This window comes from Nostoc sp. GT001 (assembly GCF_030382115.1).
Taxonomy (GTDB): domain Bacteria; phylum Cyanobacteriota; class Cyanobacteriia; order Cyanobacteriales; family Nostocaceae; genus Nostoc.
The window spans coordinates 36,675-50,104 of sequence record NZ_JAUDRJ010000003.1; the positions used below are offsets into that span (position 1 = coordinate 36,675).

General features: G+C 40.7%; 14 protein-coding genes and 1 tRNA gene. 3 read left to right on the forward strand and 12 right to left on the reverse strand.

Going from position 1 to position 13,430, the window contains the following annotated elements:
* The first annotated feature begins 73 nt into the window (after window positions 1-73).
* A complete protein-coding gene (locus QUD05_RS02825) occupies window positions 74-442 on the forward strand; it encodes a hypothetical protein (RefSeq protein ID WP_322636120.1) in 369 nt (122 codons plus the stop codon).
* A 14-nt stretch (window positions 443-456) separates the two neighbouring features.
* On the opposite strand, the gene QUD05_RS02830 is transcribed toward QUD05_RS02825, so the two are convergent.
* Window positions 457-1,239, reverse strand: coding sequence for a TrmH family RNA methyltransferase (locus QUD05_RS02830; protein ID WP_289794769.1), 783 nt, complete (start codon window positions 1,237-1,239; stop codon window positions 457-459).
* Window positions 1,240-1,325: 86 nt separating this feature from the next.
* Window positions 1,326-1,406, reverse strand: a tRNA-Leu gene (locus QUD05_RS02835).
* A 407-nt stretch (window positions 1,407-1,813) separates the two neighbouring features.
* Here QUD05_RS02835 and murA point away from each other — a divergent pair.
* A complete protein-coding gene (gene murA / locus QUD05_RS02840; RefSeq protein WP_289799864.1) occupies window positions 1,814-3,181 on the forward strand; it encodes a UDP-N-acetylglucosamine 1-carboxyvinyltransferase in 1,368 nt (455 codons plus the stop codon).
* A gap of 357 nt (window positions 3,182-3,538) precedes the next feature.
* Here the strand turns inward: murA and QUD05_RS02845 are convergent, their stop codons facing one another.
* From QUD05_RS02845 to QUD05_RS33915, 9 genes are all read right to left on the reverse strand, one after another.
* Window positions 3,539-3,826 (reverse strand): addiction module protein, encoded by a 288-nt coding sequence (locus QUD05_RS02845; protein WP_289794770.1) that lies wholly within the window; start codon window positions 3,824-3,826, stop codon window positions 3,539-3,541.
* Complete coding sequence (locus tag QUD05_RS02850) at window positions 3,827-4,156, reverse strand: type II toxin-antitoxin system PemK/MazF family toxin (protein ID WP_289794771.1); 330 nt, start codon at window positions 4,154-4,156, stop codon at window positions 3,827-3,829. It lies immediately after the preceding gene.
* Window positions 4,140-4,337, reverse strand: coding sequence for a hypothetical protein (locus QUD05_RS02855; protein WP_289794772.1), 198 nt, complete (start codon window positions 4,335-4,337; stop codon window positions 4,140-4,142). The genes QUD05_RS02850 and QUD05_RS02855 overlap by 17 nt, the downstream gene beginning before the upstream one ends.
* A 134-nt stretch (window positions 4,338-4,471) precedes the next feature.
* On the reverse strand, window positions 4,472-5,047 hold the full coding sequence (locus QUD05_RS02860; protein ID WP_289794773.1) for a Uma2 family endonuclease: 576 nt from the start codon (window positions 5,045-5,047) through the stop codon (window positions 4,472-4,474).
* Window positions 5,048-5,274: 227 nt separating this feature from the next.
* Window positions 5,275-6,513, reverse strand: a complete 1,239-nt coding sequence (locus tag QUD05_RS02865) for a HEPN domain-containing protein (protein WP_289794774.1) — start codon at window positions 6,511-6,513, stop codon at window positions 5,275-5,277.
* A gap of 337 nt (window positions 6,514-6,850) precedes the next feature.
* Window positions 6,851-7,186, reverse strand: coding sequence for a XisI protein (locus QUD05_RS02870; protein WP_289794775.1), 336 nt, complete (start codon window positions 7,184-7,186; stop codon window positions 6,851-6,853).
* Window positions 7,174-7,593, reverse strand: coding sequence for a XisH family protein (locus tag QUD05_RS02875; RefSeq protein WP_289794776.1), 420 nt, complete (start codon window positions 7,591-7,593; stop codon window positions 7,174-7,176). The genes QUD05_RS02870 and QUD05_RS02875 overlap by 13 nt, the downstream gene beginning before the upstream one ends.
* 114 nt (window positions 7,594-7,707) lie before the next feature.
* Window positions 7,708-11,694, reverse strand: a complete 3,987-nt coding sequence (locus QUD05_RS02880; RefSeq protein ID WP_289794777.1) for a magnesium chelatase subunit H — start codon at window positions 11,692-11,694, stop codon at window positions 7,708-7,710.
* A 269-nt stretch (window positions 11,695-11,963) separates the two neighbouring features.
* Window positions 11,964-12,551 (reverse strand): hypothetical protein, encoded by a 588-nt coding sequence (locus tag QUD05_RS33915; protein ID WP_354666110.1) that lies wholly within the window; start codon window positions 12,549-12,551, stop codon window positions 11,964-11,966.
* A gap of 397 nt (window positions 12,552-12,948) precedes the next feature.
* On the opposite strand from QUD05_RS33915, the gene QUD05_RS02890 reads away from it, so the two are divergent.
* Window positions 12,949-13,146 carry a DUF2283 domain-containing protein gene (locus tag QUD05_RS02890; protein ID WP_289794779.1) on the forward strand — a complete coding sequence of 66 codons (198 nt, stop codon included), beginning with the start codon at window positions 12,949-12,951 and terminating at the stop codon, window positions 13,144-13,146.
* A gap of 91 nt (window positions 13,147-13,237) precedes the next feature.
* Here QUD05_RS02890 and QUD05_RS02895 read toward each other — a convergent pair whose 3' ends face one another.
* Window positions 13,238-13,423 (reverse strand): hypothetical protein, encoded by a 186-nt coding sequence (locus tag QUD05_RS02895; protein WP_289800139.1) that lies wholly within the window; start codon window positions 13,421-13,423, stop codon window positions 13,238-13,240.
* Window positions 13,424-13,430: the final 7 nt, after the last annotated feature.

The following is a 13,430-nucleotide window of genomic DNA, read 5'->3' on the forward strand; positions in this document are numbered from 1 at the left end:
ACTTGATTTAGTGTACCCGTAGTGATCGCAATAAATCTCCCGTCTTAGCAATTGGAGACAGCTATCGATATTCTTGATAACCATTGCTAAAGTTGATACAGCACACAACTATGATGTTATAAGTGCAAAATTTAAATCTGTAGGAACTAGAATCAAAATTAAGTCAGTAAATCAGGATTTTCAAGCTAATATTATGGAGCAAAGTCAGCCAGAACAGCGCCGCGCTGCCGATCAAGTATTTCAACAATCCCTCGAACAGTTGGAGGATATCTTACAAGAAATTTCAACTGAGGAAGAAGAGATCCCTCAACTGCATACTAGTACTTTCACGGAAGTAGAACTCGACGAAGACTTGATAGATATTGATTTAGCAGCTCTTGAGGACGCAGTTGCTGATATTGAACAATATCTCGAAGAAAAAACAAAAACCCAATTGGGGTAAAAAGTTAAAATTCACTACTGACAAATCAATTGCCGTTGAGCTTCGTACAACATTAAAGCGGCTGCGATCGCCACATTCAAAGATTCCACCCCAGGACTCAAAGGAATTCTGACTTGCCGATCTGCGATCGCTGCTAAATCTGCTGACAATCCAGCACCTTCATTTCCCAGTAAAATCATACTGGGTTTTCGCCAGTCCACTTCCCAATAAGTTAAAGTCGCATCGGGTAAGGTTGCCACTACCTGCATTCCTGCTTGCTGACTTTGTTGGACTGTCGCTTTTAAATCTTCGGTTACGGCTGTTGTTAGGCGAAACCATTGCCCTGCGGAAGCACGCAGAACTTTAGGGCTATCTAAATCTACACTATCTTCACTTACCCACAAACCTGATGCTCCGGCAGCAGCAGCGGTGCGAATCATTGTACCCAGGTTGCCGGGATCTTGTACCGTTTCTAAAGCTAGCACTAAACCAGTAAATGGTAGTTGAGTTTGGCGTTGGCTTCGTTTTGCCGTTGCCACCACACCATCCGGTTGGACTGTGGTAGCGATCGCATCCAAGACTTCTTGACTGACAATTTCGGCGCGATCGCATCGGCTACAAGCTTCTTCCCATAGCGAAGGATGGGCTAATTGCCAATCTGGGGTACAACACACTGTTTCTAGTGGGTAATTGACCGCACAAGCTTCTTCTAACAAGTGCGTCCCTTCTAGTAGAAATAACTGTTGCTTGTGCCTCTCCTTAGTGGAGTGCAGCTTGCGAATTTGTTTGACTAGGGAATTCTGTAAACTGGTCAACATTAAAAAGTTAGGAGTTAGGAATTAAGAGTTAGGAGTTAATTTAGTTTTCTTAAACTCATAACTCATAACTCCTAACTTAGATAGTATGCGGAACCCGGGACTTGAACCCGGAAGCCTTGCGGCACTAGAACCTGAATCTAGCGCGTCTGCCATTCCGCCAGTTCCGCTGGCATTTGTGCTTATCGACAATTTCTTATTATTGCGTTATGTTTTACCTTTGTCAAGTAAAAGCAATAATGCCTCGTTAAAAGTCTCTAACTGGAAACGAGTTTTTCAGGCACAACGTCGAATCAAAATATTAACTGAACAGTACAGCATTGATTTTTAGAGAATACTTAAGTTATTTTACTGAGTATTTAATTTTGCTTAAAACTACTGCTTATTGATTCTTTTTTTAAATTTTTTAAAAATCTCAAAAAGCTTGCTATTGCTTGTTTACAGCCTGCATTTTCACTCAAAAAGCAATTTTTTTATACAAAACCCTGCTTTAAAACGTGGACATTTTGAATCTTTACTGTAGAATCAAAACCAACTTCAAACATATAAAATACGTATTACTTTTGGAGGTAGGCTTATTAATCCTTCTACCAGCTTACCAGATGCCAAAATTGCTCCAGAAGCAGACTCCTCAGTCTTGCAAATTTGGGGTGGGCATCCTTTGCGGGGTCATGTGAAAATTAGCGGGGCAAAAAATTCAGCACTGGTAATCATGGCTGGAGCCTTGCTGTGTCCGGGCGATTGTCGTATCCGTAATGTCCCTTTGTTAGCGGACGTAGAACGGATGGGTCAGGTGTTATCAGCTTTGGGTGTGCAATTAACCCGACAAGGTGACATTTTAGATATCAATGCCAGCGAAATTAAAACATCAAAAGCTCCCTATGAATTAGTTACCCAGTTGAGAGCGAGTTTTTTCGCCATTGGAGCCATTCTGGCAAGACTGGGAGTAGCACAGATGCCTTTACCAGGCGGTTGTGCGATCGGGGCAAGACCGGTTGACTTGCATGTTCGAGGACTGCAAGCAATGGGAGCGGAAGTACAAATTGAGCATGGCATTTGTAATGCCTACGTCCCTGGCAGCAGCCGGAGATTAAAAGGTGCGAAGATTTACTTAGACATTGCCAGCGTTGGAGCGACGGAAAACTTGATGATGGCGGCTACCCTAGCAGAGGGTGAAACGATCATCGAAAATGCTGCCAGAGAACCGGAAGTAGTCGATCTAGCTAACTTCTGTAACGCAATGGGAGCGAAGATTAAGGGCGCGGGGACTAGCAGAATTATTATCGAAGGAGTCCCCAAGTTGCATTCTGTTGACTACAGCATTATTCCCGATCGCATTGAGGCTGGGACGTTTTTGCTGGCAGCAGCAATTACCCGCTCAGAACTTCTTCTCTCGCCAGTGGCTCCAGAACATCTCATTCCAGTAATTGCCAAGCTGCGAGATATTGGAGTGACAATAATTGATGAAAAGCCTGACCACTTGCACATTCTGCCAGCGGAAAGCCTTAAGGCAACGGATATTGAAACTCAATACCATCCAGGTTTCCCCACAGATATGCAAGCGCCATTCATGGCTTTGCTGGCAGTGGCAGAAGGCGACAGCGTAATTAACGAATCCGTCTTTGAAAATCGCTTGCGTCATGCCTCAGAGTTGAATCGTTTGGGGGCAGATATTCGTGTCAAAGGCAATGCTGCTTTCGTTCGAGGAGTACCAAAATTATCTGGCGCACCAGTATTAGGTACAGACTTACGAGCATCGGCAGCGTTAGTCATCGCCGGACTAGCGGCAGAAGGACAAACCACAATTCAAGGTTTACAGCACCTTGATCGCGGCTACGATCGACTTGATATGAAGTTGCAGCAATTGGGGGCTAAAATTCTCCGCGTAGGCGAAACAGCAACAGATGCAGAAATCGCTCCCAGCATTAGTAGCCTGTCAAGTTGAAATTTCTCGGTTGAGACTGACGCGAGGATAAGAAGAATAAAGCAGACAAGGTAAAATTTTCTCCCTTGTCTGCCTTTATCTCTCCCATCTATACCTTGCGATCTGCTGAATTCTCCTGATAGATAGAGGCTTTTAAGCTTTGCCCATATCTTTTTTTGATGAATATTCTGGAAAAATCTGTGTTGGCTGTTACAATATTGTTAAGAAAAGTTGCCCGTTGCATTTTGGGAACGCGTAATTGGGTTTTAACTCTCTTGAGAAGACAACGCAAAAAAATTTTTTAGACCAGCTGTGGGAGGCTGGTCTTTTTGTATTTAAAGTTATCACAAATTATACTTATTTCTTTAAGTATAATACTCATGCTGTTTTATTAATTACTTTGATTTCCTCCCAAGTCAGCACATTGTCTGGATTTGAATCGTAGTCAGTAGTTCGACGATCGAGTTCTCGCTTTTGTGCATCGGTTAAATCAGGGTAAACTTGCTCTGCTGCGATGCTATCCCAAATTGCCTGCACAATACGGATTCTATCTTCAACACTGAGAGTTGCGATTTCGTTCAAAGTAGCTGTGATATCCATGCTGATTAACTTGGAGTGAGGAAGCAACTGGTACACCTTAAATATAGCGGACAAGATTTTGTCCATTCACAACCCTAACCAATACCGCAAAGATTGCTCTAACAGTTCAGCATCAGTATCAGCTAACTTGCCGATCGCTTTTACAACTAAGCTTTTATGCACTGTGTATAAACCTCTCTTGACTGCTGTAGCCACGTTTAGCCCTGCTGCTGACCATTCAGACAAGACAAACTCACCTTCTAGCAATGCTCCAGTTTTGCTCGTCAAGGGTGTAATTAGGATATCTTGAGAAACGTGTGGCGCACTTACAACAACAGCAGGTCTAACTTTTGAACTGGACAAATCTGAAAAGGGATACTTAACCAAAATGATGTCATTTTTAGAGTAGTTGGGCATAGACATCATCCTCTGTGTTATCCCAAACTGATGAGAGTGATGTTTGACTGGTTTGAAGCCAAAATTCAGTTTCATCATCAGGAAGCAGCGTCACTAACACTCTTGTCCCTTCCGGTAATTCCTCTGACTCCAGCAATTCGATTTTTCCTTCCCGAACAGTAGCCCAAAGCGTTTTTAGCATATCTGTTTANTGAATAGTCATGCTTTAATTTTATGCTTCGATAGTTGATGAGGTGCGATCGCCTTACAGAAAATCTCAAAAATAAAGCGATACCTACGGTGAGCTACGCTAACGCACTTCGTGTTTTAATCAATTCACCAGATATCTTCAAAATTAAGCACAAATCCAGGTAGTATATCTTCTCCTGATAAACTAGCAGGAGATTGCAGTAATTCAACATCTCTAGCGGAGCGATAAATTTCTACTTGCCGATTTTCTAAATCAATTAACCAACCTAATCTAGTACCGTTGTCTCGGTACTCTTGCATTTTATTTTGTAGCCTTGTTAAACAATCAGTATCAGAACGCAATTCCACTACAAAATCAGGACAGACAGGCGCAAATCTCTCTTTTTGCTCCCGTGTGAGAGAGTCCCATCTGTCACGTCTTAACCAAGATGCGTCAGGCGAACGAACTGCCCCATTTGGTAAAATAAACCCAACTGAAGAACCAAAAGCTATACCTATTGACTCATCACGATTCCACACTCCAAGTTGAGCAGTTAAATTAGCATTGCGGTTGCTGGTTAAGCCTCCAACTAGAGGCATTAGTAGCAATGTGCCATCAGCATTACGCTCAAATCTGATTAATTCATTTATCTGACATAACTGGAAGAATTGCTCATCTGTTATTTGAAGAACAGGAGCAAAGTTGATAGTTAACGCATCCATAGAAAAATTTCAACTTGAATATTCTCATAAAATTTAATATAGAAGCGATACCTACGGTAAGCTGCGCTAACGCACTCCCCCATTAGCAAAGCGATCGCTGATTGTATGATGACATTGTAGGCGATCGCTTTGCAGAAAACCTCAAAAAAAGCGATCGCCTATATGGAAGATGAGCGAAGCGATCGCATTCCACACCTCAAAACCTGCCAAAAGCTTACAATATTTATCTAGCTTAGATTATCATTATTTTTTTCTTTCAACCTAATTGATGTTACAGTATTACTTGTATGTGGAGATATTATACTTTGAGAAACTTCAATTTCTCCATCTTGAATCATCTTATTAACCATGTCATAGCTTGTTTGATATTCATAAGATTTTGAACCTAGAACCTTCATTACAAAGTATTTTAAACTAACAAAATTATCAGCATGTTTAGCCCATTCTTGAACTTCCGTTAACTCTTTAATTAACTCTTCTTCCGAAATTTTATGAAATTGATTTGGGTAACTTTCTGTAAGGATAGTTTTCCCACTAGAATAAGTTACGTTTTCTACATCTTCATCATTTAATTTTATTTTACCCAATTTTAACTGCTCAATAGCTTTATTTACAACATCAGATATTTCTGTACAAAGTAATTCAACTTTTTCATAATCATTTTTATTAAAGTCTTTATTATGAGCAACTTTACATCTTAGATCATAAAGTACTCTCCACTTTTCTGATAATTTATTCCCATCCAATTCTATAATATTGGAAAAAAATCTGTCCCAGTTTGATTTAGGTACAAATTCTTTTAAGTTTTCTAATTTGAAATCTTCAATTTTTGTAGATTTGCTAATTAAAGATTCTAATTTTTCTACGGTCAGTGTTCTTTCTTTATTAAAAAAGAAATGAGATAACTGTATAAAATCTAATTCTTGTAATGCATCTTCTAAAATATTTTTCTTTTTATCGCTGACTTGCTTTTTGAGTTCTGGTGGGGCTATATCTTCAAATGCAGATATTCCAACTGTCATGAACATAAAGCGAGTGATAAATTTTCTCATCAAGTTTTCAATTTGATGAATAAGCGGATATGATTTTTTTGAATAATACAAAGAAATATCATCCCATAATGTATTTATGCTTGCGCTTTTACTAGTTACAGTCAAAGTTCCTAATGATTTTCTAACAATTCTTCTTACTTGATTAAAAACTTCAGTGTTTTGATCTTCTATATTTTCAGGATTCTCTGTATAGGTTAACTCAATAAGAATATATCTTTGTTGTTTTTTATCTTGAACTTCACCTGTAGTAATAATTACATTACAAGTTAAAGATTCTTCGTTTTCATCTTTGTATGTTAGTTTATCACTCTCAATTGAAATTCTTGAATTTGATTGTAAAAGATTCTTAATACTATTAACATCGGAACAAAAATTCTCACTTTTTTCAAAAGCAACCAGATATTCTAATTTCATATATTTATTTTTGTCTTTTGTAAAATTAACGCATTTTTATACACATCTCGCATTAGTAAATGTACTGGATATTTTGCTCTCCACAGGTCGTTTTGCCGAAATCTGCATTTTTGTAAAATGCCTAAAACTCCACTCCTGCAAATGCTTCACCCTTTTTCTCATCTATAGAGGGCCATAAAAGTATTTAAGGACAAACAGACTCTATTAAAAATTTTTTATAATTTAATGTTTTGTAACATATAAAATTTTTATCAACATTTGTCTGTTAATAAATTCCAATTATTCAAAAAATGGTTAACGTTCATTAAGTAGTACTTGGAGATTTTCAAAACATCTCCTAACTCACTGCGTATTCTGTAAACTGTCTCATAAAAGGAGACTGGAAACCTAACACAATATTTTCCTTGGGAACTCCCGCAGCTACAAAATTAGCTGCAATATCATCTTCTGTACCATTCCACTGAAGCCAAATTTTTTCATTTTTAATATCAATATGGATAATACAACTATGTACCCATTCCTGACCTTCCCAGCCCACATGAACTATTTGATAATGGTCACGTTCTGTATCAAAAATTGTTTCAACTTCTATATTTCCGTCAGCTGGTTTTTGCTCACTATATTTCTGTAATATCTTTTGTACAAGCTGGCGATATTGAGTTAATTTATCCATTGGAAAATTACCTCTTGCTCTACATCATAAATAAGCATTTTAACTTGATTTTCTGCTATCATCTCTTTAGGGAAATCAAGTTGAAAAAATGTTTTGTAAGTTGTTAAAGGTACTGCTAAATATAAAACACGCTCTGGTTGTCGCCGTCGTAATGCACCTCTATAATTAATAAATTGTCCTAATGCTGTATGAAATTCTGAAATAGCAGACGACCTCTCTAAAAAACTTTTGACTTCGACTGCAATTTTTTGTCCTTCACGTTCTGCTGCAATCAGCTTTTGGGCGGCTAAATCAATCGAAAGGTTAACTCCTCCCACACTTATTGTGAGTGGATCGTGAGTAATTTGCCAACCATCTTTGTATAAAGCTGTTTTTACAACTTCGTGAAAGACATCTTTAGCAGACATACATATCTATAATTATATATTTGATTTTCATTTAGCCGGATTCTATACAATTTGTCAAAACCGTTTTTTATGTAGGGACGTTTTATAAAACGTCCCTACATTTATGATTAGGGATTATTCTATCCCTTCAATCCGGTCTTCAACTTCTTGGTACAACTCGCGCAGACGATCTAAATTATCCTCGCTAGTCTCCCAATAACCGCGTCCATTCACTTCCAACAAAGTTGATACAATCTTGCGGAAAGAATGGGGGTTGAGGTTCAGCAACCGCTTCTGCATTTCTTCATCTTTGATGAAGGTTTCGTTTGTATCCTCATAAATCCAGTTATCCACAGCGTCGGCTGTCGCACTCCAACCTGTTGTATTCACCAACCGCTTGGAGAGTTCGCGCACACCTTCGTAACCGTGAGACAGCATCCCCTCGTACCATTTGGGATTTAACAATTTGGTACGCGCATCCAAACGCACGGTTTCTGATAATGTCCGCACTTGGGCGTTAGCTGTGGTTGTATCTGCAATATAAGATGCTGGTTTTTTACCATCACCGCGCAGACTTGCCACTAGCTTTGTGGGATCTGAATCAAAGTAATGGGAAACGTCCGTTAAGCTAATCTCGGAAGAATCCAAATTTTGGAAAGTTGCATCAGCAGTTTTCAATGTGCTTTCAAAAATCTGCCGGGATTCGTCCATAATTCCGGGGTTATCGGAATTGAAGGAGAAGGATTTCCGGTTGAGATACATTTCCTGTAACTCGGCTTCGCTATCCCAAGTGCTGTTTTCTACTGCCAAGTTGATATTTGACGAGTAGGAACCAGAAGCGTTGGAGAAAACCCGCGTCGCTGCTTGACGCAGATTAATCCCCATGTCCTCGGCTTGTTGCAAAGCATGTTTGCGAACAAAGTTCATTTCTAAGGGTTCATCCGCCTCGGCCGCCATCTTCACCCCTTGGTCTAGCAGGTTCATTTGGTTGATGAACAAGTCGCGGAATACGCCAGAACAGTTGATTACCACATCAATTCTGGGGCGTCCCAACTCTTCTAAAGATATCAATTCCAACTTGTTCACCCGTCCCAAGGCATCGGGAACTGGACGCACGCCCACCATCCACATAATTTGCGCTAGGGATTCACCGTAAGTTTTGATGTTATCGGTTCCCCAAAGGACACAGGCAATGGTTTCTGGCCATTTTCCATCGTTTTCGGCTTTGTTACGTGCTAAGAGCCGATCTACAACGATTTTGGCTGATTGAACTGCTGCTGTTGTTGGGATGGATTGCGGATCGAGTGCGTGGATATTCTTACCCGTGGGCAATACATCCGGATTGCGGATGGGATCACCACCTGGGCCAGGTAAGACGTACTCGCCTTCTAAGCCTTTGAGTAATGCTCCAAGTTCGTTGTCGGCACAAACTTGTTGCAGGCAGAATTCCAAATACTCAAATAAGGGTTTGAGTGTGGCTGTGTCAACTTTGGGATAGCCGAGTTTATGTAATGCTTCTACCCAAGGTTCCTTTTTGCCCATGTTGAAGAAATTCAACCGGGAAACCAGAGAAACTCGTCCTTCCGCGTCGATTTGCTCTTGGACAAGGGCGGTAACTGCTGCACGGGTTGCTAAAGTGATATCTTGCAATAACTGGACATCTTCTAAAATGCCTCTGTCATTATTTTGGTAAATATCGTCAATGTTACGCCCAATGCTGTTAGCGATAATTCCCGGTAAGCCTTGAAGTCCTTCTTCTTGACGATCTAGACTAGCAATATTTACCAGAGTTGCGATCGCTTCTTCTGCACTTGGGGGTTTTCCAATGACGTGCAAACCACAAGGCAATAACCGCGACTCGATTTCCATCAACTTGCGGTAGACGTTGCCAACAATATTATCGCGCTCTTCAGCACTCATATCTCTGGCATCGGTTTCTGGCAGGTCAATATCCTTATCCAGATTCACGATCCGGCATTTATCCATGATGCTGTTAACAATGGAAACACCGCGTCCACTATCTTTTAAGGTTTGGTAAGAAGCAATTAATTCGCTGAGTTCCTTCAAACCTTTATACAACCCAGCATTTTCTGCCGGCGGTGTCAAGTAAGAAATTGTTTCAGCATAACTCCGACGTTTGGCAATTGTCGCTTCACTCGGATTATTGGCTGCGTAGTAATACAGGTTGGGAATTGAACCAATTAAGTTATCTGGGTAACAATCACCAGACATTCCCATCTGTTTACCTGGCATGAATTCCAAGGAACCGTGTGTACCAAAGTGCAGTACAGCATCAGCTTTCCAAACTTGCTCTAGGTAAGTGTAGTAAGCAGCAAAACCGTGGTGAGGACTAGCTGAACGGGAGAATAACAGCCGCATCGGGTCGCCTTCGTAACCAAATGTAGGTTGCACACCAATGAAGACGTTACCAAATTGCTTACCATAAATTAGCAAGTTTTGCCCGTCACTGTTAAGATGTCCGGGAGGTGGGCCCCAGTTTTCTTCTAGGCGGTGAGAGTAAGGGGTCAGCGCCTCATATTCAGGAACCGACATTTTGTAAGCAACGTTCAATTCTGGGCTGTTGTACTGCGCCTGTGCGTCATGGATGACTTCTTGCATCAACGCTTCGGCGGATTCTGGCAATTCTGGTAAGTCGTAGCCGTTATTTTTAAGGGCTTTCATCACCTCGTAGATGGAACCGAATACATCCAAGTAAGCGGCGGTTCCGACGTTGCCTTTATCTGGCGGGAAACTGAAAACGGTGATGGCGACTTTTTTCTCCAGTTTCGGCTTGCGACGCAGATTTGCCCATTTTAAGGCGCGTTCAGCGACAGCTTCAACCCGATCGCGCAGTGCGATCGCTTTCCCTGTAGTTCCATCTCTACCAGATAAGATAATCGGCTCAATTGCTCCATCCAATTCAGGAATTGCAATTTGCAAAGCTACTTGAATTGGATGTAACCCTAAATCGCTATCCATCCACTCTTCTGTGGTTTGGAATACTAAGGGTAACGCCACCATATAAGGACGGTTTAAGCGTTTGAGTGATTCAATTGCTTTGGGATGATCTTGTCTAGCTGGGCCACCCACTAAAGCAAAACCAGTCAGCGATATCACTGCATCTACTAACTGTATTTTGGTAATTGGTTCGTAGAAGTAAGCATCCACAGGCTTGGAGAAATCCAAACCACCAGCAAACACAGGTAATACTCGTGCGCCTAGTGCTTCCAACTCCTGCACCATTGCTACATAATGGGCATCATCACCTGTAACTAGGTGAGTGCGTTGCAATACTAACCCGACACAAGGAGCTAGGGGATCTTTTAGATCACTAGAAATATCCTTACGAGCTGTGTACCAATTCAGGTATTCTCTGACATCTTCAAACATACTGGGAGCCAAAGGATGCCAAATCCCTAAATCGGGATAAACCACTAGCTGTTCGTATGTAGAAGGTTCAAAATTTTGTTTCTCTAAACCTTTAAATACATATTTATCAGCTAGCATCAGCAAGAAGTTTTCCAGATTTTCTGGAGAACCACCTAGCCAATACTGAAAACTGAGCATGAAATTTCGGGCATCCTGTGCCTTATCCATTGGTAAGAACTTCAGCACTTGCGGCAGGGTTCGCAAAAGCTTCAGCATCCCATCTTGGAATCCCGCACCGGATTTTTCTTTGCGTTTCCGCATGAATTGGGCGATCGCACTTTTTGACTGACCCAACTGTGCCAAGGAAAAGCTGCCCATTTTACTCAGGCGCATTACCTCTGGCATAGAGGGAAAGACAACGGAAACGTCCAAGCGATCGCGGTGCGGTTCTACTGCTGCTACTACTTTCTGTGCTAAGTCTTCGATGAAAATGAGGGAAGCGATGAAGATATTCGCACTCTCAATTTCTCGTTTGAACTCTTCGTAATTCTCTGGGTCGCGGAGTTCCTCAATCAAGTACCCGCTGATTTCAATCGCCAAGTTGGGATTGTTCGCGTTAATGGTGCGAACCGCTTGCGACAATGCGCTCTGGTACTGGGACTCAAGCACGACATAGACCACCTTGATTAAACTACGTCCGCGTAAGTTATCAGGCGCAATGTGTCTAATGGTGGACTTGACGTGTGTGAACATGCTTCTTCGGCTCCTTTGATGCGTGTTCTCTGAAGGAAGTTCCTAGCGGCATCATCAGCCACAGGTAACTTGTGATCTTTTAGGCAATATCTGTTTTTTATCAGAAAATGCTTGCCCAGTAGGCATTTTATCCCTTATATGACACAAATCGATATAAAAAACGAAATATTTCTTCGTAATTGTTGACTTTATATAAGAGTGTTAGCTCACATATCTGTAAATTTTTTGAAACATATATAATGACTAAATAGTTATTTAAAGATAATATCCTATCTACAAAACAAAACCCGCACAAGCGGGTTGTCAGATTGATGGATCTTGAAAGTGGGGTCAAGGAGGTTTAGTGGTTTATCTTTATATGTGTTGGTTAATGCAGAGGTATACAGATGAGTATAACTGCTGAGGAGCTTTTGCAACGTTACGCTGCTGGAGAGAGAGATTTTACTGGTAGCATCAAGGACAGACGTAAAGGTTTTTTCAGAGGTGTTGACCTCAGTGGCATTGATCTGGGAGCTTGTTTTATCAAAATCGATTTCAGTGGTGCTACTATGAGAAACGCCATTTTCTGCAATGCTAAATGGGACTTTGTTGTATGGGAAGATATTGATTTCACTTGTTCCGATTTTACTGGCGTACAAGATATAACGGGGTCTACCTTCATTAATTGCAATTTCAGCGATACTATCTGGAATGGAGCCAATTTGTGGCAACCCGGCTTCGTACAGTGTACTGGAGTTAGTTTCGACGACTTCAGGAATGCTCGAGTTCCTGAGATTAAGTTCCTCACTAAATTTGAATTCTTCGGCAACTAGAGGAGAATTCAGATTTTTCCTTTCTAATCCATCATCATATTTCATAACCCAACCAGATTTCACCTGGTTGGCTATTTGATTAGGAAGATGATTGAAGAAGTCATACTGAAGGCTGATTGGTGTTTTGTTTGGCGGAATGCGATCGCCTAATTTCTATAATTTATTAACTAAAGCTCATCCATCTTAAAAATAAATAGTGGTGCGGTCCGAAAAGCCCGCTACTACCAGCAGGGAGCAAGATACTGTCACTACTTTTAAAAGTATGGTTCTCAAAATAGATGTGGTTTAAGTTTAAAAAACCAGATACAAAAGATTAAGGTTGAGAACCAGGAGCATTACCATTAACAACAGCACTTGCTATCCAATTAGTAGATGATATTGACCCAGCAGTTGTAATCACCGTATATAAAACTAGTAAAATTGAAAAATACTGGAGAGAAATATGAAAATTACCTATGACCCAGAAGTAGATATATTAAGAATGATATTGAGTGATGTACCCATAGAAGATAGTGATGAAGAAAAGCCAGGGGTAATTTTAGATTACGACGAAGATGGAAATATTATTGCCCTAGAAATATTAGACGCTTCCAAAAGAATCGATAATCCACGTTCCCTAGAGTATTCGATTTCTACATAATAGAGGTTTGAGATGGTTAGCGTACAGCTTTTCGTCTCTTTGAAGCGATCCTGTTTTAAGCACAGACATTAAGACACAAAGATCAAAATATCTAACTTTCCCACACCATCCAAACCAACCTTCCCAAAAGTATTTCCACTGGCGGAACAGTATAATCATTCAAATCAATACTCAATGTTTGCCCTTCTAATTTCAAAAATCGCCAAGCCGTACCGCTGCTGACGCCACCATAAATTGTCTTAATCGGTATATTGAGTTCAGGGAAATGCGATCGCAATTAGGAT

Coding starts and splice junctions, on each gene's coding strand:
- QUD05_RS02830 (WP_289794769.1), bottom strand. CDS start 1,239: ATGTTGACCAGTTTACAGAATTCCCTAGTCAAACAAATTCGCAAGCTG.
- QUD05_RS02845 (WP_289794770.1), bottom strand. CDS start 3,826: ATGGACAAAATCTTGTCCGCTATATTTAAGGTGTACCAGTTGCTTCCT.
- QUD05_RS02850 (WP_289794771.1), bottom strand. CDS start 4,156: ATGCCCAACTACTCTAAAAATGACATCATTTTGGTTAAGTATCCCTTT.
- QUD05_RS02855 (WP_289794772.1), bottom strand. CDS start 4,337: ATGCTAAAAACGCTTTGGGCTACTGTTCGGGAAGGAAAAATCGAATTG.
- QUD05_RS02860 (WP_289794773.1), bottom strand. CDS start 5,047: ATGGATGCGTTAACTATCAACTTTGCTCCTGTTCTTCAAATAACAGAT.
- QUD05_RS02865 (WP_289794774.1), bottom strand. CDS start 6,513: ATGAAATTAGAATATCTGGTTGCTTTTGAAAAAAGTGAGAATTTTTGT.
- QUD05_RS02870 (WP_289794775.1), bottom strand. CDS start 7,186: ATGGATAAATTAACTCAATATCGCCAGCTTGTACAAAAGATATTACAG.
- QUD05_RS02875 (WP_289794776.1), bottom strand. CDS start 7,593: ATGTCTGCTAAAGATGTCTTTCACGAAGTTGTAAAAACAGCTTTATAC.
- QUD05_RS02880 (WP_289794777.1), bottom strand. CDS start 11,694: ATGTTCACACACGTCAAGTCCACCATTAGACACATTGCGCCTGATAAC.
- QUD05_RS33915 (WP_354666110.1), bottom strand. CDS start 12,551: ATGAAATATGATGATGGATTAGAAAGGAAAAATCTGAATTCTCCTCTA.
- QUD05_RS02890 (WP_289794779.1), top strand. CDS start 12,949: ATGAAAATTACCTATGACCCAGAAGTAGATATATTAAGAATGATATTG.